The organism is Gemmatimonadota bacterium (assembly GCA_030747075.1).
Taxonomy (GTDB): domain Bacteria; phylum ARS69; class ARS69; order ARS69; family ARS69; genus ARS69.
In genome coordinates this window covers 1-20,955 of the sequence record JASLLL010000019.1, presented here as the reverse complement: position 1 = coordinate 20,955, position 20,955 = coordinate 1, and the positions used below count along the sequence as shown (strand labels likewise).

17 protein-coding genes and 1 tRNA gene are annotated in these 20,955 nt (G+C 66.1%); 12 read left to right on the top strand and 6 right to left on the bottom strand.

Annotated features, from left to right (window positions below; all coding sequences use genetic code 11):
• Positions 1-169 precede the first annotated feature (169 nt).
• The 10 genes from QF819_07365 (at position 170) to QF819_07320 (ending at position 11,452) form a co-directional block, all read left to right on the top strand.
• Positions 170-1,297, top strand: coding sequence for a hypothetical protein (locus QF819_07365; protein MDP6802978.1), 1,128 nt, complete (start codon positions 170-172; stop codon positions 1,295-1,297).
• Between the two features lie 25 nt (positions 1,298-1,322).
• Positions 1,323-1,937 (top strand): transcriptional repressor LexA, encoded by a 615-nt coding sequence (gene lexA, locus QF819_07360; protein MDP6802977.1) that lies wholly within the window; start codon positions 1,323-1,325, stop codon positions 1,935-1,937.
• Positions 1,938-2,072: 135 nt separating this feature from the next.
• Positions 2,073-2,150 (top strand) — tRNA-Glu (locus QF819_07355).
• Between the two features lie 288 nt (positions 2,151-2,438).
• Entirely contained in the window at positions 2,439-4,007 is a 1,569-nt protein-coding gene (locus QF819_07350) for a FlgD immunoglobulin-like domain containing protein (GenBank protein MDP6802976.1), read from the top strand.
• 1,044 nt (positions 4,008-5,051) lie between these two features.
• The gene (locus tag QF819_07345; GenBank protein MDP6802975.1) at positions 5,052-6,485 is read left to right on the top strand and encodes a FlgD immunoglobulin-like domain containing protein; all 1,434 of its coding nucleotides are present in this window, start codon (positions 5,052-5,054) and stop codon (positions 6,483-6,485) included.
• A 98-nt stretch (positions 6,486-6,583) separates the two neighbouring features.
• Positions 6,584-7,459, top strand: coding sequence for a TRAP transporter TatT component family protein (locus QF819_07340; GenBank protein MDP6802974.1), 876 nt, complete (start codon positions 6,584-6,586; stop codon positions 7,457-7,459).
• Positions 7,460-7,471: 12 nt separating this feature from the next.
• Positions 7,472-8,497 (top strand): TRAP transporter substrate-binding protein DctP, encoded by a 1,026-nt coding sequence (gene dctP, locus QF819_07335; GenBank protein MDP6802973.1) that lies wholly within the window; start codon positions 7,472-7,474, stop codon positions 8,495-8,497.
• Complete coding sequence (locus QF819_07330; GenBank protein MDP6802972.1) at positions 8,497-9,147, top strand: TRAP transporter small permease subunit; 651 nt, start codon at positions 8,497-8,499, stop codon at positions 9,145-9,147. The genes dctP and QF819_07330 overlap by 1 nt, the downstream gene beginning before the upstream one ends.
• A complete protein-coding gene (locus QF819_07325; protein MDP6802971.1) occupies positions 9,144-10,421 on the top strand; it encodes a TRAP transporter large permease subunit in 1,278 nt (425 codons plus the stop codon). Before QF819_07330 ends, QF819_07325 begins: the two co-directional genes overlap by 4 nt.
• A 2-nt stretch (positions 10,422-10,423) precedes the next feature.
• On the top strand, positions 10,424-11,452 hold the full coding sequence (locus tag QF819_07320) for a hypothetical protein (GenBank protein ID MDP6802970.1): 1,029 nt from the start codon (positions 10,424-10,426) through the stop codon (positions 11,450-11,452).
• On the opposite strand, the gene QF819_07315 is transcribed toward QF819_07320, so the two are convergent.
• The 6 genes from QF819_07315 to QF819_07290 form a co-directional block, all read right to left on the bottom strand.
• A complete protein-coding gene (locus QF819_07315) occupies positions 11,427-12,932 on the bottom strand; it encodes an FAD-dependent thymidylate synthase (GenBank protein MDP6802969.1) in 1,506 nt (501 codons plus the stop codon). The genes QF819_07320 and QF819_07315 overlap by 26 nt on opposite strands.
• Before the next feature lie 71 nt (positions 12,933-13,003).
• Positions 13,004-14,497, bottom strand: a complete 1,494-nt coding sequence (locus tag QF819_07310) for an HAD-IG family 5'-nucleotidase (protein MDP6802968.1) — start codon at positions 14,495-14,497, stop codon at positions 13,004-13,006.
• A 137-nt stretch (positions 14,498-14,634) separates the two neighbouring features.
• Positions 14,635-15,006 carry a helix-turn-helix transcriptional regulator gene (locus QF819_07305; GenBank protein ID MDP6802967.1) on the bottom strand — a complete coding sequence of 124 codons (372 nt, stop codon included), beginning with the start codon at positions 15,004-15,006 and terminating at the stop codon, positions 14,635-14,637.
• Positions 15,007-15,201: 195 nt separating this feature from the next.
• On the bottom strand, positions 15,202-15,894 hold the full coding sequence (gene rpiA / locus QF819_07300) for a ribose-5-phosphate isomerase RpiA (GenBank protein ID MDP6802966.1): 693 nt from the start codon (positions 15,892-15,894) through the stop codon (positions 15,202-15,204).
• Positions 15,891-16,367 (bottom strand): PTS sugar transporter subunit IIA, encoded by a 477-nt coding sequence (locus QF819_07295; protein ID MDP6802965.1) that lies wholly within the window; start codon positions 16,365-16,367, stop codon positions 15,891-15,893. The genes rpiA and QF819_07295 overlap by 4 nt, the downstream gene beginning before the upstream one ends.
• Positions 16,364-17,983, bottom strand: a complete 1,620-nt coding sequence (locus tag QF819_07290) for an amidohydrolase (GenBank protein MDP6802964.1) — start codon at positions 17,981-17,983, stop codon at positions 16,364-16,366. The genes QF819_07295 and QF819_07290 overlap by 4 nt, the downstream gene beginning before the upstream one ends.
• 105 nt (positions 17,984-18,088) lie before the next feature.
• On the opposite strand from QF819_07290, the gene hutH reads away from it, so the two are divergent.
• On the top strand, positions 18,089-19,594 hold the full coding sequence (gene hutH / locus QF819_07285; GenBank protein MDP6802963.1) for a histidine ammonia-lyase: 1,506 nt from the start codon (positions 18,089-18,091) through the stop codon (positions 19,592-19,594).
• Positions 19,595-19,655: 61 nt separating this feature from the next.
• Positions 19,656-20,912: an isocitrate dehydrogenase (NADP(+)) gene (gene icd, locus QF819_07280; protein ID MDP6802962.1), complete on the top strand. Its 1,257-nt coding sequence runs from the start codon at positions 19,656-19,658 to the stop codon at positions 20,910-20,912.
• Positions 20,913-20,955 lie beyond the last annotated feature (43 nt).

The following is a 20,955-nucleotide window of genomic DNA, read 5'->3' as shown; positions in this document are numbered from 1 at the left end:
GGCGCAGCCTAGCACAGGACCGAAACCCCGACAAGCACCCCTGTGACCGGACCTTGCGTCGGTTTCAGCATCTATGGACCGCTCGGCGGGAATCGTCAAGCGGCGGGAATGAAAAATGGGTGGACTACTAGACGGGCGTTCAGTAGTGTGGCCGAAAAGGGAGGGGCGAATGCGGAAGGATGCGGTTGCGGAAAAGACGGCGGGGGCATCGCCGGGGGCCGGGTGTCGCTGGGAATCCTGCTTCGGAACAGCCTGGGTGGACGCGGTCGGGCGCCTGGGGAGGCGCGCTCGTGGAGCGGGCTTCGCGCTGGAAGCCGGGAGTTCGGATCTCCTGTCGTGGCCGCTCCCGGAGGTGGCGCCGGGCACCTCCGGGGCGGCTTCAGGAGGCGCGCGCCGTCTGCCTCACGGGGGGCTGACTCTGCGAGTCCCCCCGGGAAGAACCCGCTGCGTCGAGGCCTGGCTGGAGGCAGACCCGGACCTCTCACCCGATGCGGGGAACCCTTGGATCAGGGTGGAGGAGTCCTGCCTCGCGCTGCTGCCGCCTCTGGAGAGCCTCCTGGAGAGAAGTTCCGTGTGGCCGAACCCGGAGGCGTGGATTCGCGCGTCCGTGCTGCTGTCACCGGATGCCCGCCCCAGCGTGGATGTGGTCCCGGGGCGTCGGGAGGATCTTCTGGAGCGTGCCTCTTCCGGCAAAGCGACGCAGGGCCCTCTGGAAGTGCGAGATCGCTGGCGGGCCGCGCTGGCATGGCAGCTGGACCGCCCGGCCTGGTGGATGGCGCGGGAAACCCGGGGGTTCGCCTCCCCTGAGGAAGCCTCCCGGTGGGTCTTGAAGGGCCGGTCATGGGGCGTGAATGTGCGAAGACCGTGCGTCCTGCACAGTTCGCTTCTGGCGGTTCCGGAGGGGCGCGCCCTGCGGCCGGGGCTCGCGCCGTTTGTCGGGCGCATGGCAGCCGGGCAGATCGTTCTGGATCGAGAGCGGGGGGGGGAGTACACCAGCCTGAAGAACTTCCTGTCCCGCGCCCGCGCACTGCCTCTGGAAGGCTCGGCTCTGCGGACGCTGGAGAGAAGCGGGGCGCTCAATGGCCTGGATGATATCGAGCGTCGTCGGCGCTTTCGCGTGGAGTGGGAAACCCGCGTGGGCGGCCCGGTGTCCCGCGTTCGGAAGGCTCTTCTTTCCGGTGTGGGCTGGGGAGCCCGCGTTCTCGGTGGGGCGGGCACGGCGGGTTGGCCGCATCGCAGCGTCAGGAATCCCGGCAGGGGTGGTAGTGAACTCGGGCTCAATGGCGGATCGTGGTGATCGCGCCGAGAAGGGAGGAACCGCGATGGGCGGAAAGTCGCTGACGGCCAGACAGGCCGAGATCCTGGACTACCTCCGGGAGACCATCGACATGGAGGGCGTCCCCCCGACGATCCGGGAGATCGGGGAACGCTTTGGGATTCGCTCGACCAAGGGAGTGGAGGACCATCTCGCCGCACTGGTGCGGAAGGAGGTCATTCGTCGGGAGCCGGGGAAGTCCCGGGCGATTGTCATTCTGGACCGGCCGGATTTTCGCTCGGCGCGTTCGGTTCCGCTGGTGGGGAGCATCGCGGCGGGAAGTCCCATTCTGGCGGTGGAGAACCGAGAGGCGGACTTCATCATGGACGAGGCTCTTCTGGGAACCGGGGAGACCTTCCTCCTGACCGTGAAGGGAGACTCCATGGAAGAGGCCGCAATCCTGGACGGAGATCTGGTGGTGGTGCGGTCTCAGAGCCAAGCGGCCAGCGGAGAGATCATCGCCGCGCGGCTGGGAGAAGAGGCTACCGTGAAGAGGCTTCGCCGGTCCCGCAAGGGGACCACGCTGGAACCGGCCAACGCGGCGTACGACCCCATCCCCGTGAGCGCGTCGGACGAGTTCGAGATTCTGGGGAAGGTGGTGGGAATCTACCGACGCCTGTAGGGCGGTCGCGCGTCGGCGCAGCGGGCGGGGGTCCGCGCATCGGAAGGGCAGGGGGGCTGAATACGCCGGAGCGCGTTCGTTGACAGGAGAGGCGGGGCGCTGCTATCTTCCCGCGTTCCTGTAAGGAGTGTGTGCGTCCCCATCGTCTAGCCAGGTTCAGGACACCGCCCTTTCACGGCGGCAGCACGGGTTCGAATCCCGTTGGGGACGCCATTCTAGACTCCCGATGTGCCAGGTGCTCCCGCTCACGGCCGCAGGACTGGATCTCGCTCGAACAGGGCTTTCGTTTCTCCTTCAAGACACTGACGAATGGCCCCCCCCAGTCTGAAATGCCCCAAGATGGCGGTCCATTGCGAGTCTCAGGTTGCGGCTCGTTCGCCCCACCGTCTGTGATAACATCCGGATATGAGTAATGCCTGCCGAGCCCGTTCGGCCCCGGTCGCCGAGACGCGCTGCGGGAGGCGGCACCCGTAGTCGGCGCACTCGAACCCAGGAGCCACAATGAAGCGGTCCATCCACGTGCGACTTGGGCTGGTCGTACTGTCGTGCTTACTCGCCACCGCACCCTCCGTCCTCGCGGAGAACACCTCCTGGTCCGAGTCCATCACCACCGAGCGAGGCACCAAGATCATCGACCACTTCCCGCCCCGCGCGGAGCCCGTCCCTGGGAGGGAGGCGCGAGGGTCGGAGGAGGCCCTGTTCCCGCTCTCTGAGACCTTCCTGTTGCACAGCCGCCCAGGCGCGTCGAAGGTGGTGTACATCGATTTCGACGGACACGGCGGGTTCGAGGGACCATATCCGCCCTACAACTTCGAGGGTGCCCCGGAGACTTTCTCGGACGCCGAGCTGACTCGCATCCAGCTCATCTGGAAGGTGGTCGCGGAGGACTTCCTGCCCTTCGAGGTCGACATCACCACAGAGGACCCGGGGATCGAGGCGCTCCGCAACACGGGCGGCGGCGATACGCACTGGGGGATCCGCTGCGTGGTAGCCCCCGGGCCTTGGGATTACGGCTGGGCGTACGTCGGTTCCTTCACCTGGGATACGGATTACGAGTGCCAAGCCTATACGGGAGACAACTCCATCCACTGGGTCGCCGACACGGTCAACCACGAGGTCGGCCACTCGCTCGGCCTGAGCCACGACGGAGGCGGAGGGGACGGCGAATACTACCAGGGGCACGGATCGGGGCACACGCACTGGAGCCCCATCATGGGATGGGCGGGATACGGCATCAGCCAGTGGAGCCTTGGGGAGTACTCGGGGGCGAACAACCAAGAAGACGATCTCGCCATCATCACGACGCAGAACGGCTTCGGATACCGGCCGGACGATCACGGCTCGACGACGGGCGGGGCCACTCCGATCTCGCTCGGGAGCGGATCGCTCGAACTCGCGGCCGAGGGGATCATCGAACGAAACGACGACGTCGACTTCTTCTCGTTCACGATGACGGCCGCGGGCGACGTCCAGCTGCTCGTCGAGCCGGACGGTCTCGAGGTCCCCGTCGACGGCGTCGGCATCGTCAACGCCGCAGCGAACCTGGACATTCTGGCGGAGCTGCATGATTCTCAGGGCGCAGTCCTGCAGAGTTCGAACCCGGTCGATTTCCTTCACGCGGATCTTCAAGCGAATCTGGCGCCCGGCGATTACTACGTATCCGTCACGGGGGTTGGGAAGGGGAACCCTCTCGGCGACGGGTACACGGACTACGGGTGCCTGGGCTACTTCTCCGTTTCCACGAGCACGAGCGTCCCAACGGGAGTCGGGGACCTTGCCTCGCTGCGGCCCGAGACGGTCAGGCTAGCGCAGAACGTCCCGAACCCGTTCGACCTTCAAACCGCGATCCGTTTCGATCTCCACGAAACGTCCGATGTGGCGCTCCGGATCCTCGACGTGAACGGGGCAGTGGTGCGGACGCTCGTTCAAGGGGCTCGCTCGGCAGGAGCGTACACGGAGCGGTGGGACGGTCGGGATGTGGCGGGGAGCCCGGTGGCGAGTGGGATCTATTTCTACGAGCTCCGAGCCGGTGGCGACCGCGAGGTGAAGAAGCTGATCCTGATGCGGTAGGGGGAGCCACGCGCACGGCGCGCAGGGAATGCGGGAGCGTCCTCGGCTCGCGGGCAGGATCCCGACGGCTCCCGAACGTCAGGCGGATCACGAGCCGGCGAGCGCATCGCCTTGTCCCTTCGGAGAACCCAATGTCACACCGCTCGCGGCTCGTAGTGGTGACGTAGACCACCGACTTTCGGCATCTGGACAACCTCAGCTCCTCGTCCCCCTGGAACCGGCCGGGCGGCGGTGGGCAGGCTGCGCTCAGGTAGTCGCGGGCTTGGATGGCCATTCCTGGCCTTTAGGTCAGGACTTGACCGAGTGCCCGTAGGGTCAAAGAGCTCGAACGACCGCTAGTCTCTTCCGGAAACGTCGCTTTGCCTGCGTTCGGTGGCCAACTTTCGGCTGAGCATTGTCAAATCGAAGTTCGCCGAGTGTTGAATCGCGTAGTGTCCGAAAACTCGATCGAGCTGTGCCCGAACGACTTGCGGAGCGCCTGATAGACTGGAGAGATGATTGGCTTCACCCAATTCCGACTTCTTGTCATCATGGTAGCCCGACGGATCAGCGGTCATTGGACGACTGAGGGCCGCGTGAAGGCAGCTTCTATAAGGAGTAGGGCAGAGTTCGAATCCCGTTGGGGTCGCCCCTCCGAGCAGAGTTCGAACCAACGCCCGTTGGGGTCCGGAGTTCGAACTTCATCCCGCTTGGGTCCCGCTCGCCGAACTCGCCCCCTACGCGGCCAGCAGAAGCGTTTCTCGCAGCCCGCCGACGTCTGGAAGCAACCCAAGAGAGTTCGAAGTAACGCCCGTTGGGGACGCCAAACTTCCCTCCTCGCGCTCCTGCCCCTGCAAGCAACGGACAGACCCGGCTGGTACCGTCGGTTCCGAGCGCACGGGCGGCGGCGCAGCCAGCCGCCAGCGGTCCCGGCGTGCCGGGTGAGCACCGGTCTGTTTCAACGGGGGCGCGGTATGCCGCGCCCGCCCGCAGCGCGTGAACCCCACGCCTCGCGCATGGTATGATCTCGTTCTGCCCCAGTCGCACCCCCACCGGGAGTTCGCCATGCTGACGCGCCGCCTCCTTCCCGCCCTTCTCCTTCCCGCCCTCCTGCTGCCTGCCCGGGCGTGGGCCACGCCCTACTGGACGGAGACCGACGCCGCGGTGGCGCGCGCGGTCCGTCTCCCCGCCGGGGAACGCCCCGACGCACGGCCCCCCGCCGGGACGCGCGCGTCCTCCTACGACGATGCCTTCGCGCGCGCGGTCTGGTTCATCGCGTCGATGCAGGTCTCCGATCCCCTGGACCCCGAGTACGGCGGGATCCGCGAAGGGGAGACGCTCCTGCACATCATCCAGACCGACAACACCTCCGAGTCCATCTGGATGTTCTCGCACTACTTCGACCGGACGGGAGACGCGTCCATCCTCCCGCACCTCGACGCGTCATGGACCTATGTCCTCGGGCACCCCGCCTACTCGGAAGAGGGAAGCTCCCTTCCGGCGAACGGTTACTACCGCTACTACAACTGCGGCTGGGCGCTCCGCGCGGGAATGGAGTTCACCCGCGTCTTCGCGGACACCACCCACAAGGCGTATGTGGACAGCTGCGCCAACTACCTGTCGGCGAACACGCTGAGCGTGACCGGTTCCGGGAACATGCACGACCGCGTGAACCCGGCCGTGCTCTCCTGGGGTGCGGGGAACCTGCGCGCCTACGGGGTGGCCGCGTCCGACTCACTCTGGATGGCCAACGGATGGAAGCGCGGTCGGCGCGCGAAGAACTGGGTCGACGCGGACCCCGGCATTCTCGGGCGCGAGGAATGGGCCATGTCCGGGGGCGCCGTGATGTGGGGGCTCCTCGAGTCGTACTTCGACGAGTATCCCGCTGAAGAGGCGGCCTGGGTGGCGTCGAACGCCGGGTTCATGGACACCTTCGCGGACCCGGGTTCGTGGGAGAACGCCTGGCAGGGCTGGTACGCGTTCGGGTGGAAACGCCTGGAGGAGTCGACCGGAGATCCCGCCCACGGAATGAACCACCGGAGTCTGACGGACTACCTTCTCGCGTTTGACGCCACCGACCTCGACGGCGGGATCCAGGGACAGCCGTCGGATCCCGACTCGTCCGATCAGGCCTGGGTCACCGCGTACCTGGGATTCATGGGCCTGAAACCTCTTCTCACCGGCGCGACGGCCGTCCCGCCGCCCGGAACGAACGCATCCGGCCCCGTCCTTCTGCTTCCCGCGCGGCCGAACCCTTTTCGCGGGTCCACCGCGATTCCCGTGCATCTGTCGGCCCCGTCGGTCGCCGTCGTGGACATTCTCACGGTCAGCGGCCGTCGTGTAGCGCGTCTCGTGAACGGCACCCTTCCCGCCGGAGTGACCACTGTTCACTGGGATGGAAGGGACCCATCGGGGCGGAGTGCGGCTTCCGGTCTCTACCTCGTGCGGATCGAAGCCGGCGGGACCCGCGAGGCCCGGACCGTTCTGCGCGTGCGCTGAACCCCTTTTCGCCCTCCCCCGGGCCGGATCGCCGCTTGACGGTTCCGCCGGGCCGTTCGGATACTCCGGCAATCGCGAATGCGGGGGGGGAGTCGGTCTTGAAGAAGCAGCGTGCGGCCATCGCCGCGCTCGCGTGGGTCGCGGTTTCGGTCACGGGTTGCAGCACCACGCGCCTCACCGTGGATCTCATGGCGCCCGTCCTTCGCGACACCACCACGGCCGCGCTTCGCTCTCAGGATCCCCAGCTGGTTCGCGAGGCCCTGCCCACCAGCATTCTCCTTCTGCAAGGGCTTCTGGAATCCCACCCCGAGCAGAGCGAAGTGGCGCGACTGGCTTCCATGCTCTCCTTTTCGTATGCGTACGCATTCGTCGAGGACGAGGACCCGGCCCGCGCCTCCACTCTCTACCGGCAGGGAATCGAACTCGGGTGGCGCGCGTTCGGAGATCCGGATCGTGAGCAGGCGATCCGGTCCGGCGACTTTCCGTCGCTGCGGGAGGCGCTGGCCGCCTGCGATCCCGGGGACGCCCCCGCGCTCCTGTGGATCGCGGCCAACTGGAGTTCGTGGATCCAGCTGAATCTGGCGGATCCGCGAGCCGCCGCCGACCTTGCGCGGGTGCTTCCGCTTGTCACGCGACTGGTCGAACTCGACGGCGACGCGTTCTGGGGGATGCCCCACATTCTCCTGGGCTCCCTCCACGGCGCGCGCCCCGCCATGCTCGGCGGAGATTCCGCAGCCTCGCTCGCGGAGTTTGAACTCGCATTCGCCGCAAGCGACCGGACCCTTCTCATGGCGCAGGTGTTCTATGCGCGAACCTACTGCATGCAGGTCTTCGACGGGGATCTCTACCGGTCGTCCCTGCGCGAAGTGCTGGATGCGCCCGCGGGGCAGCTTCCGGATGCGGAACTGATGAATGCGGTTGCCCGGGAAAAGGCCGCGCGCCTTCTCCCTCTTGCCGACGAGATCTTCGACTAGGGAGGTGCCCGCTTGCGGCTCCGCACCATGCTGATGACTCTGGCCGCGCTGGGCCTTCTTGCAACCCCGCGCCCCGCGAGCGCGAAGCCGCGCGTCACGATGAAGATCGCGACGCTCGCGCCGGAGGGTTCCACCTGGATGAACCTCATGCACGAACTCGACGACCGCGTCCGCGAGGACACGGGCGAAGAGGCCGGATTCCGGTTCTACCCCGGCGGCGTGCAGGGAGACGAGAAGCTCGTCCTGCGGAAGATGCGCAGCGGGCAGCTTCATGGCGGGGGCTTCACCGGGAACGGACTGGGGGTCATCGCGCCGGAGCTTCGCGTGCTGGAAGCGCCGTTCCTCTTCACCGACGAAGGGGAACTGGACGCCGTGCACGACGCGTTCGACGAGGAGTTCTCCGCCCTGGTGGAGAGCCGTGGTTATGTTCTTCTCGGGTGGGCCGAGGTGGGCTTCGTCCATGTCTTCACCCGGGAACCGGTCCGGCGGCTCGCGGACTTCCGCGATGTGCGCATGTGGCTCTGGGAGGGGGATCCGCTGCCCGAGCTTTTCTTCCGGGAGGCGGGGATCACTCCGGTGCCGTTGCCGATCACGGATGTCTACACGAGTCTCCAGACGGGTCTGATCGATGGCGTCTACTGCTCGCCGTATGCGTGTGTCGTGCTGCAGTGGCATACGCGGGTCGGGGCCATGAGTGCCACGCCGATCAGCCACGCCATCGGCGCCGTGGTGGTGACGCGCAAACAGTTCGAGAAGATCAGTGCGGAGTCGCGTGAGAAGATTCGAGGGATTGCCTCGGACATTTTCACTCGCCTGAAGAGCGCGTCCCGTGACGAGAACCGTCGCGCGGTCGAGGACATCCGTGCCGCGGGGATCACCGTGGTCCAGGCGGACGAAGACGCCGTGGAAGAGTTCCTCGCCATCGGGGCCCGGTCGGCCGACCTCGGGACCGCCTCCCTCTTCCCGGCGGAGCTTCTAGGACGCGTGCGCGCCCGGATTCTCGCTCACCGCGAAGCCGCATCGGCGCCGGAAGAGTAGTGGGCGGCACAGCGGAAGCTCTGGCGCAAGCGGTGTCCCATCTTCCCGAGATTGGGCCCTTCCTGCTCGGCGGGTTCCCCGTTCTGCTCCTCGTGGCGGGCCTCGCGTTTCTCGTCCGTCATGGCCGCCCGTTCACCGTGCTCTGCCGACTTCTCGATCATGTGCTCCTGGGGCTGATCGTGGGTTCCCTCTTCGCCATCCTGGGGCTCTCCGCGCTTCAGATTGTCCTGCGGAATCTTCTGGGGACGGGGTTTCTCTGGATCGACCCGCTGACGCGGCATCTTCTGCTTCTGATGGCGCTCTCCGGCATGGTGCGCGCGGTTGCAGGCAAGCGTCACATCCGGATCGACGCCGCCACCCGGCTCCTCTCCGCGCGCGCGGCCCGGGGAGTCGGCACGGGGATTGCGCTTCTCGCGGGGTGGATCTCGCTCGCGCTCACGCACGCATCGCTCTCGCTCCTCGGCGATGAACTCCTGTTCAGCGAACTCCTCTTCCTGGACATTCCGTCGTGGGTCGTCGTGGCGCTCTTCCCGGCGGCCTTCCTTCCGCTTGCGCTTCGGTTCCTCTTCCTCGCGTTTCAGGAGATGGCGGGTGAAGCGTCGACGGCACCATCGGTGGGAGAGAAGGCGAACGCGGAGGCGGGCTCGTGACCGGGCTTCTCGTCGCGCTTCTTCTCCTCGCCGGGGTGCTGGGACTCCCGCTCTTTCTGGTGCTGTCCGGAATCGCGATGGTCTCGTTCACCGCCATCGATGTGGGACTCTCCTCGGTCGTCATCGAGATGCTCCGGCTTGCGGGGTCTCCGCTTCTCGTCGCGATCCCCGTCTTCACCTTCGCGGGAGCGGTCTTTGCCGAAGGAGGCGCGTCCGGGCGGCTCGTCGCGCTGTCGCGGGAGTGGCTGGGCTGGCTTCCCGGCGGCATGGCCGTGGTCGCTCTCCTGACCTGCGCTCTCTTCACCGCGTTCACGGGAGCCAGCGGAGTCACCATCGTGGCGGTCGGCGGGCTGCTTCTTCCGGCGCTGGCAAGGTCCGGCTATCCGGAGCGTTACTCCCTCGGGCTGCTCACGACCTCGGGGTCTCTGGGGCTCCTGTTCCCTCCCAGCCTTCCGATGATCATCTACGCGTATGTGGCGGGAGTCGCGGTCGATGACCTGTTCATCGCCGGAGTGGTGCCGGGGTTGCTCCTTGTCGCGCTGCTGGCGATCCACGGCGCACGCCGCGCGGGCGTTGCACAGGTCACGCGAAGCCCCTTCCGATGGGATCGCGCCCTCCGCGCTCTCCGTGAAGCCGCGTGGGAGATTCCGCTCCCGTTTGTGGTGCTCGGCGGGATCTACTCCGGTCGCGTCACCGTCACCGAAGCCGCCACCCTCACCGCTGCCTATGCGATCGTTGTCGAGGCGGGCATCTACCGCGATGTCCCCCTGCGCCGCCTCCCCGCGCTGGCCGGCGAGAGCATGGTGCTGGTCGCCGGGATCCTCGCAATCCTGGCCGCGGCCTTCGGGCTGACGAACTACCTGATCGACGCCGAGGTTCCCATGCGGCTTCTGGAGTGGATGCAGGGCGCATTCACCTCACGCATCATGTTCCTTCTCGCGCTCAATCTCTTCCTGCTGATCGTCGGAAGCCTGATGGACATCTTCTCCGCGCTCATCGTCGTCGTGCCGCTCATCGTTCCGGTCGCGGAGGGCTATGGCGTGAGTCTTGTGCATCTGGGGATCATCTTCCTGGCGAACCTCGAGATCGGATACTCCACACCGCCGATCGGACTCAACCTCTTCATCGCGTCGTATCGCTTCGGGAGGTCCGTCGTGGAACTCTACCGCGCCAGCCTGCCCTTCCTCGGGATCCTGTTGATCGCTCTGGCGCTGATCACCTATGTTCCTCAGTTGAGCCTGTTCCTTCTGAGCGTGATTCGAGGAGGCGGATGAAGGTGAGACGCATCGAGTGGGCATGCGTGATCGCGCTGGCTATGCAACTCCCCGCGGATGCGGGAGAGCCGCCTTATGACCTCGTGGCGAATCCCGACGGCCTGCCGGTCGTGCATCTCGGCGCGGCGGCGATTGATTCGATCGGGAGCGGGATCTCGGATCGGAACATGGTCCTTGCGGGGCGGATCGAAGAAGCGTACCAGAGCGGAAGGTACGGAACCCCGGGGCACCGCAAGTCGAGGAAGAACGCGCTGGCCGCGCTCCTCTACAATGCGGAGTCGACCTTCTCACTGGTCTGCGCGATGGCGCTCCAGTCCGATGCCATCTACACCACTTCCGAAGCCGATCTCCACGAAGCCTTCTCCGCGCGGTTCCGCAACCCGGGCACTTATCCCGTTCTCAATCTGAAGGAAGCGCGGACCGGGGCCGGCGCGTTTCTCTTCCGATTCGATCTTTCCAGACCCGAAGTGCGGGAGATCACCATCGGCGGACTTCGCATGGGTGGCTGGACGGAGGATGTTCTTCTCGATGGCCGCGATGTTCGCGCGGCCATGGTGGAGATGCACACCTTCTCGCACGAGAAGGTCGTGGTGGTGTACGAAGAGGTGTCGGGCGGCTCCATCCTTCAGTTCGAGGTGATGGAGGACGGCATCCCGGTTCTGGTGTCAGTGGTGGAGGACATCCGGGGGCAGTATGTCCGCAAGTTCGGGCTTCACACGGCATCGGCCATGGTGATCTGGAGTTCCGTTGCCAACGGAATCGATCCGCCGCCGGAGGGCCGTCGACTCATCGGCTCGGCCATGTACTTCCCCGAACTGAAAGTGAAGCTTCCGTGGTTTCTCCCCGACATCGGCTTCGGAGATCTCCGCAGGTTCGACTTCCCCGACCCGCTGTTGACACGGGCTGCCGTGAATGATCTGCGCGAACGCGCCTACGACTGGCTGGAGTTCACCGGCCCCATGCGGTTTGCGAACTGGGACGGGGAAGGCGACATCCCCGCCGCGATTATCTCGCGCTATCCGGACTGGTAGCGGCCGGTTCCATCTCGCGGCGCGCCTCGTCCTTCCGGGCACGGGCATGGACGCAGAGACGCGGGTGCACTTCCGCAATGGAGTCGCGCATTCTCACGACCACATTCCGAATGTCCCACTGCGCGGACGAGTCCAGCCGCAGGTTGGCGATGTGGTGGAACTGCCGGAGGTTCAGGCGCGCGCGAATGCGGCGGTGATGGGCGTTCGTGACCGCGTACGGCGCGAGACGCGGGTCGCGGTCCTGTAGTTCGCGGTGCAGCACTTCCGCCGGTTCGATGGCGGCGCGCAGCGTGTCGGTGAGCCCGGCGTCCTGAACGGCGGGAGGGACGGTGATGCCGACGGTGGTATCCGGGGCGGCCGCGTGAAGCGACATCATCCGGTGACGCAAGAACTGGTGCCACGCCGCTTCCGACAGCGTGATCCGGAACGCGTAGGAGACTTCCTCCAGCGCGCGCGGCGTGGAATCATGCGGCCCCGTTGAGGTGAGGAGTTCCCGGTAAGCGGAGAACGCTTCACGGCGGGGAAGGGTGGTCAGCGCGTCCGCGAGATCCCCGAGCGTCCCGCGCCACGAGGGCGTCAGCGCGGCTTCGAGCACACGCTCCAGCGCCCAGCCTTCCGGGTCCGGCGTGTTCTCTCCGGTGTATGCGGCCAGTTCGGCCACGGGGTCCGTCCCGGGGACATCCGGAGAGTCCAGGCGCGCAGCGAAATCCTGACACAGCGCGGCGGCCGCTTTCCGGGCCTCGTTCGGCATGGCGTACTTCAACAGCGTGGGGGCGACGGTGCGTGCCGCGTCGCGCATCGACTCACCCAGCGCACGCGATTCGGGACTGTCCTCCGACAAGAGGCGTGACACCATCTGTTCCAGCGTCCGCGCGTTCGCCGTCAGCCCGAGATTCGTGTGGACCGCCAGCGTCAGCGCGTACCGGGCGTCCTCGAAGGCCAGCTTTTCCATCCGGCGTGAAAAGGCCGCGTCGCTTTCGCCCTCGTGGCGCGTCCCGTTGCGAAGAAGGTGCGCGTGAAGACCGTCGAAGAGTCGCTCATAGCAGTCGAAGGTGTCGTGCTGGAGCCGGTGGAAGCGATTGGCCAGCCCGGTTTCCTCCAGCCCGGGGGGCGTGACATAGTCCCCGCGCGAGGGTCGCTGATATCGCTGCGAGTACTCCGTGACGGAGACCAGGCGCGACGCTTCCAGCACGGCACTGGCGTATCGCGAAATCCGCTCCACCCCAAGATGCACGGCGGCGTGCTCGGCCACCGATCCGTGGCCGTAGTCCAGAACCCACTTCTCATGAAAACGCCCCGCCTTCTCCTCGGTGACGGCGAGCAGGTTGTCCCGAAAACTTTTCGGACTGCGGCTGACATAGGCGAAGACCACCGCGATCACTTCCTCGGGGAGGTTCGTGATGGCGTAGACATCGTCGGTGGTGGAACTGACATGGGCGCGGAGGGCGGACGATTCAGCGGATCCTGCGATCGATTCCATAGCGTGTCCCCGAGGCTGGCGTGAGGCGACAGCGTAGAGCGGAGAGGCGCGTCAAGTCAACGGGCCGCGCGTTACCATTCGTGCGGCAGGCGGTTCACCGGGGCGCGGAAGTAGGAATCCGCCGGGTAGTTGAGGAGGTTCGAGACGCGGCTCGTGTAGATGCAGGCGAAGTCCCGCACCTGATGGCCGAATCGGGTGATCTCGTTTCCGTCGCGGAAGAGCATTCCCCAGAACGGGTTGTGGGCGCGCTGGCACTCGTCGTCGCGCTGCGCGATCTCCCGATGGAGCCGCACTCGCTCCGCGCGGACGGCAGCCAGATGGTCGCGGGTTCGCTTGAGGCGCAAGAGGAGATCCTTGCGAACCTCGTCCGGGCTGTCCGCCGAATGCTCCGCCATCGCGGCCAGCCGCTCGGACGCCTGGAGCGTCAGGTTCTCTTCGCGGTCCAGCCGGTCGCGCGAGGTCAGCGCTTCGTTCAGAAGGTGCAGATCGGTGGAGATGCGGTCGGTGGTGGCCAACTCGGCCTCCAGTTCGGGAATGATCATGGCCGTGCGCCAGCCGACACTCTTCTTGGATCGCAGGATGTCTCCGTAGGTGTGGTCCCCCCAGTAGAGGATGCGGTCTCCCGCGAAGCCGAGTTGCTCCTCGAGGTGGGCGACATTTCCTCCCGAGTACACGCTCCCCGGTTCGCCGGTGCCTTCCAGAAAACGCCCGGGGGTATCGCGATTCAGGAAGTAGCCGGGTTTGCAGGCATCGACCACGACCAGATCAAAGTACGACTTCCAGGACGGGCCTCCGTTTGATTCCAGCAGAAACGAGAGCAGAACATCGGTGTAGTAGGCCTCGGAGTTGGTCAGAAGGAACACCTTCCGTGAAGAGTCGCGGAACATGGCCAGAACACGCCCGAGCATCGGGTCCGGCGCGATGTAATGAGCGGGATCCGCGCGGATCTCCTGCTTGATGGAACCGTCGGCGTGCGCTTCGTCGATCATGGCGCGGACATCGGCGTAGATCGCTTCGAAGTCCGGAGTGCTTCCCCGTGATTCGAAATGATCCACGAGCGCCAGGTAGAGATAGGCTTCGGGCATATGGAACAGCGTGTCGACCGAGATGTAGGCATCCGAAGACAGGCGAAGCCTCCGCATCCGGTAGATTCGTTTGCGATCGGCTTCGTCGAGAAGGCGGCTGCCGTGATAGGCGCGCGTGACATAGTTGTGATAGTCCATCTTGAGGATGTTGCCGCGCTTTCGATCGATCACGAGTCCCCGGACGACGAAGAGCGGGTTGTAGGGAATCCGCAGGACTTCCTCCGGATAGCCACGCTTCTCCACCAGCTTCTTCTGGGTGATGCGAAACGCGAGTTCGTCCACTTCCTGAACCCGGTAGTGAGCGAGCGTATGGTCCAGATCGAAGCCGATGGCACCGAGCGACCCCATCTTGAGGTTCCGGTTGACGAAGATCCTCGCCTCCCGGGGGACGGGACGGAGAGGGACACCGGAAGGGATGGCTCTGCCGGGCCTCGCGCGGGGAGGTGGTTCGGGCGTGGGAGGTCCTGGATTCTGAGTCATGTCGCTCGAGGGTGAGGGGCAGTGAGGGTGGCTATTCCATCTCATCGGCTTGATGTGCAGATTGATTGACCGAGGCTACCGCGAAACGCCGGGGAGGTCGATGGGGGTGTTCGCCGATGCCGGGTGAGACGCGCGGACTAAGGGCCGGAAGCCCGGCGTGCCGGGGAATCGTCCGCGTCTTCGGCAGCTCCGGCGTCTTCCACGACAGCGTCCTCAGCGTCCAGTTCCGCCTGCAGTTCCAGAACGAGGCGCTGGAGGAGCTGGAGTTGCTCCAGCTTGGAGATGCGCCCCCGGAGCGTCGTGTGGGCCGAATCCTCGCCCAGCAGGACACCCACGGTCGTTCCCAGCGATTCGGCGATGCCGCGGGCAATCTTCAGACTGGGAACACGAATGTCCGACTCAATCTGGCTGATGTATGCCGGAGCGACTCCCGCGCCGTGGGCCAACTCCGTCTGCGTGATGCCCTTGAGTTGCCTGAGAAGCCGGATGTTCTGCCCGATGTCACTCATGGGTTACTCCGGGTGGCTAGACACGATAACGCACAGACACCATTCTACGGGTCGAGAAGGGGAAGTTCAAGTCTAAATACCCTGCCAACGCTGTGCAAGTGGCGGAATCGCAAGCAGTTAGTGCGGGAACGATCAACCCGGACTTTCACGCGTCTTTTCGGACTCCCGGATCCGCTTTTTGCCGCCTGTGCGGGATCAGCGTGCGAGCGGGGGAATCCATTCCCGGACACCCTTCGGGGAGCCCACGAGGACGCGGGAAGTGAGACCGGCGAAGAGGCCATTGTCCAGAACGCCATCCAGCGCGTTGATCGCGGCCTCCATCCCGGCAGGATTCTCCACCGCCGCGAAGTGCGCGTCGAGGATGGGGTTGCCGTTGTCGGTGATCCACGCAGAGCCGTCGGCTCCCGGTCGGAGGACCGGATTGGCTCCCAGCTGACGGAGCGCCTCGGACACGGCAGGGACGGCGTCCGGAAGCGTCTCGACCGGGACGGGGCAGGCTTCCCCCAGCCGGGGCACCAGCTTGGACTCGTCCACAATGACCACGAACTGGCGTGCGGCCACCGCCACGCGCTTCTCCCGATAGAGCGCCCCGCCGAGTCCCTTGATGAGCTGTCCGTCGGGGTCCACCTCGTCCGCGCCGTCGATGGCCAGGTCAAGAACCGGGCACTCCTCCAGCGTGGTCAGCGGGACTCCCACCTCGGCGGCCTGGGCGGAGGTCCGGTCCGAGGTCGAGACGGCCCGAAGCGAAAGCCCGCCTGCCACGCGTTCCCCGAGTCGCTCTACGAGATAGCGGGCGGTGGAACCGGTCCCCAGGCCGACGGCCATGCCGTCCTCCACGAGTTCCGCGGCCCGGTATCCCACGGCCCGCTTGAGCGCATCCGGCGTCATGATTCCGACTCCTCCTGAACGGCCTCTTCCATGCGAAGGATGTCGAGGACATCCGCGGGCTCCGTGGCGGATGCGAGGCGCTCCCGCAGCACATCGGAGGAGAGCAGGCGCGAAATCTGGGCCAGCGCCTGGATGTGTGGCCCGGTTTGCCCGGGGGAGGAAACGAGCAGGAACAGGATGCGCACCGGTTCCCCGTCCAGCGCTTCGTAGGCGACTCCGGCGGGAGCCAGTCCGAAGGAGATCTCCATCGTCGGGATGAGATCGGACTTGCCGTGGGGGATGGCAATGCCCTGGCCGATGCCGGTGGACATGCGGTTCTCGCGCTCGACGACGGCCTCCAGAAGTGCGCGGCGCGTGGCGTCGTCGCGAGCGGACGGCAGGAGCGAGACCAGCTCCTCCAGCACCCGAGTCTTGTCGGAGCTCGTCAGCGGAATGGCCATGCCATCCGGTGAGAGATATGCGGAGAGCTTCACGAAGCGGTTCCTCCGTTGGGACCGGGCCAGCCCGGCGAAGACAGCAGGCTGCCGTCGCAGTCCTGTGTACTCAAGTGTTGAAAGGGGCCGGCCGCGTGGACAACCCGGCCCGTGAGAATCGTCAGAAGTGATTCGTTCTCTTCCGGTGGTTCGTCTCCCGGCCAGACAGCCGGAATCACCAGATCCGCATCGAAGCCCGGGCGGATCTGTCCGGTGCGCATCGAATCGCCGGAGGCTTCCGCGCAAGCCAGCGTGTAGTGGCGGAGGGCGGACTCCGGAGAAAGACGCTCCGATTCCACCGGGTGGCCGACGGCGGAGGCGATCCCGAAAAGCGGGGAGGTGGGCATGCCGTCCGACCCGAAGAAGAGCCCCGCGCCGGAGTCGGCCACACTTCGGAGCGGATTCATGCGCCGCCATCTTGCCGATCCGAGGGTGCGCTCGTAGAGGCCGCCCGGCATGCCCCACGCTCCGACGAAGTTCGGCTGCATGCACGGGCGCACGCCCAGCTCCCGCAGGCGCTTCATGTCCTCGGTCGAAGGCATCTCGAAATGCTCGATGCGATGCCCCAGCGCCCGTGACTCTTCCGGATTCAACGCGGCGAAGGCGTCGAGCACCTGTCGAATGGCGCGGTCGCCGATGGCGTGGACGGCCACGCGCCGACCCGCATCGTGTCCGGCTCGAACCGCTTCGGCAAGCTCCGCGTCCGTGAACAGCAGGACGCCTCGTTCCCCCTTCGCATTGGCGTAGTCGGCCTCCAGCGCGGCCGTTCCTCCACCAATGGAGCCGTCGGCGAAGAGCTTGATGCCCTCCACACGGAAGCGATCGTTCTCATGCGGAGGGTCCGGAGCCTGAGCATCCGGATCCACGAGGTAGGCGCGGACTCGCAACGGCAGCGGGCGTTCGCCCATCTCCTGTCGGTACATTTCCAGAAGGTCGGGGGACAGGAAGTCGGTCGTGGTCGTGATGCCGCACTGAAGACACTGGTCTCCCGCGGCCTGGAACGCGCGTCGTCGTTCCCTTTTCCCGGGCGGGAAGAGTTGGTCCATCGCCAGTGCCGGGCCTTCCACGCAGATTCCGCTGTCGGGGTCGATTCCGTCGCCGGTCCACTTCCGGGCAAGCAACGCGAGAGCCGGCGTGTTGGCGACCGCGATATGCCCGCACACTCGGCGCAGGATGACAGGCCGGGTGCTGGTGACGGCGTCCAGGTGCTTCCGGGCGGGGGGGGAATCCGGCCAATCGGTGGAGTCCCACGCTTCGGCGAGAAAGGGTCCGCGGCCCTTGTCCGCAGCCAGCGCGTCCTGAAGCAGGTCCAGCGTTTCGGTGAGGCTTCGACAGGACTCCAGCGACAGCCGCCCGCCCGCCAGCCCCGCCTGGAAGAAGTGCGCGTGGGCGTCGTGGAAGCCCGCGGACAGCGGCCGCCCTCCGACCTCCAGCGTGAAGAGATCGCCCGCCGCCTGCCGGATCTCCCAGGCGTTTCCCACCGCTTCGATGCGCCCCCCGCGAATGAGCACCGAGTCGCTCCCGTCGCCGGGGTCCGGGATGATGCACGCCCCCAACAGCGCGAAACCGGTGTGGTTCATGCTCGACTCCTCTTCATCGGGGATGCCCGGCACCATACCAGCGAGACCTCCGCCGGGCAACGGCGGGCGCGTTGACGCGGACCGGCCGCTGTGGGAAGATCGCTCGCCGCATCCTGAACGCTCCCCGGGGGGGGTCGATTGATGGTTTCTCTCGACGGTAGGAATCTGACGCTTGCGGATGTCGTGTCCGTCGCCCGGGAGCGCACCCCCGCTTCCGTTTCCGATGACGCCATGGACGCGGTCGCGCGCGCGCGCGCTTTTCTGGAGGAGCGTGTCGCGAGCGGTCAGATCATCTACGGCGTGAACACGGGAATCGGCCACCTGGCCGAGGTTGCGATCGACGCACACAAGCTGGAAGACCTTCAGCGGAATATCGTTCGCAGCCATGCGGCGGGCACCGGTCCCGCGCTGGCGGCGGACGAGGTTCGCGCCGTGCTTCTGCTGAAGATCAACCTCTTTGCGAAGGGGCTCTCCGGCGTGCGTCCGGAACTCGTGCGGCTCCTTCAGGGAATGCTTCGCGAGGATGTCCTCCCGGTGGTTCCGGCCAAGGGTTCCCTGGGGGCCAGCGGAGATCTCGCGCCACTGGCGCATGTTGCGCTGGCGGTTCAGGGCGAGGGGGAGGTCGATCACGACGGGCGCACCCTCCCGGCTGTGGAGGGACTCCGCGAGGCGGGGCTGGAGCCGCTGACACTCTCCTTCAAGGAGGGGCTGGGCCTCATCAATGGCTGCCAGGTGATGGCGGGGCGCGGGACCTTGCTCCTGCACGACGCGCGCATTCTCCTGCGTACGGCGCAGGCTGTGTCGGGCATGATTCTCGAGGTCTTCGGCGCGTCGTCCGAGCCGTTTGATGAACGCGTTCACGACGCGCGACCGTATCCGGGGCAGCGAGCCGTGGCCGCCAATCTGCGGACACTCCGGACCGGCGGCGAGAGCGGCGGGCGCGTGCAGGAAGCCTATTCGCTCCGCTGTGTCCCGCAGATTCTGGGCGGCGTGGCGGATGCATTCGACGACCTGGATCGACGACTGGCGGTAGAGGTGAACGCCGCCAGCGACAACCCGCTCGTCTTCGCGGAGTCCCGGGAGATCATCGCCGCCGGGAACTTCCATGGCGAGAGTCTGGGGCTTGCGCTCGACCACTTCGGGACTGCGCTCGCGGAGATCGCCTCCCTGGCAGAGCGGCAGATGAACCGGCTGTTGAACCCGGCGCTCTCCGGGCTCCCCGCGTTCCTCGCTCCGGCAACAGGGCTGAATTCCGGGCTGATGATCCTTCACTACACGGCGGCCTCTCTCGTCTCCGAGAACAAGGTGCTGTGCCACCCTGCGTGCGCGGATTCCATTCCGGTGTCCGCGGACCAGGAGGATCATGTCAGCATGGGCGGGGTGTCCGTCCACAAGGCCGGGGGTATTCTGGAGAACACAGCCGTCGTCGTGGGTGCGGCGGCGATGGCCGCGTGCCAGGCCGTCGATCTCGTCCGGGGTGGGTCCTTCGGTGACGCGACAGTAGCTTTGAGGAAGTGCATGCGCGGGGCGGTCCCCTTCTGGGAGGAAGATCGCCACGCCGCGACGGATCTGCGGGCCGCGTCCCGCCTTGCCCTTGCCGGGGATCTCCTCGGCGCGGTGGAGGCGGTGACGGGGACTTTGGAGTGAAATCGGCGTCACTGGTGGCGCCACCATGGGGAGGAGGCTCCCCGGAAGGCTGGATCAAGAGATGAACAATACCGAAGCGGGAGCCCCCGCGCTGGACCGGATCACCCCTCCGCAGGGAGAGCGCATCACAGCTGGACCGGACGGGCTGATCGTTCCGGACCATCCCGTGATCCCGGTGATCGAAGGCGATGGAATCGGCCGTGACATCATGCGTGCGACGCGAACCATCCTGGATGCGGCCGTCGAAAAGTCGTACGAGGGGCGCCGGAAGATTGCATGGTTCGATGTGTACGCCGGGGAGCGCGCCAACGAGGAGTACGGCGAGTGGCTTCCCGAGGACACCTTCGAGGCCATCCGGCACTTCGTCGTCGCACTCAAGGGACCGCTGACCACGCCGGTCGGCGGCGGGTTTCGCAGTTTGAATGTGACCCTGCGTCAGGTGCTCGATCTGTACGCGTGCGTTCGTCCGGTGCGTTACTTCCGGGGAGTCCCGAGTCCGGTTGTGAGTCCGGAGAAGATGAATGTCGTGATCTTCCGGGAGAACACCGAGGATGTGTACGCGGGCATCGAGTACCGATCCGGCACGCCGGAAGCGGAGAAGGTGCTGGCTTTCCTGCGGGACGAAATGGGAGCGAAGATCCGAGACGCATCAGGACTCGGGATCAAGCCCATTTCCGCATTCGGAACGAAGCGTCTTGTGAAGAAGGCCATTCGCCATGCGCTGGACCGGGACCGATCCAGCGTGACGCTCGTCCACAAGGGAAACATCATGAAGTTCACCGAGGGCGCGTTCCGCGACTGGGGATACGAACTGGCGGAAGAGGAGTTCGCCGGGGAGACCGTTCGCGAAGACACGCTGGACGGCCCGGCGCCGGACGGTCGTATCGTCATGAAGGATCGGATTGCGGACAGCATGTTCCAGCAGATCCTGACACGCACGGACGAGTATTCCGTACTGGCCATGCCGAACCTGAACGGGGACTACCTCTCTGATGCGTGCGCCGCGCAGGTGGGCGGACTCGGGATGGCGCCCGGAGCCAACCTCGGGGATTCCATCGGGCTCTTTGAGGCCACGCACGGAACGGCACCCAAGTATGCGGATCAGGACAAGGTCAACCCGGGTTCGCTCCTGCTTTCGGGGGTCATGATGCTCGACTACCTGGGATGGTCAGAGGCGTCGGTCGCCATTGAGGCCGCGCTGGAGGAGACCATTCTTCAGAAGCGTGTCACTTACGATCTGGCGAGGCTGATGGGCGATGTGAAGCCGTTGTCCACCTCCGGATTCGCGGAAGCCGTTGTGGAGAACCTGCCCGCGTGACGACGGACGGGGAACTCTTCGCGCCGGAGCGAGTCTGCCTGAA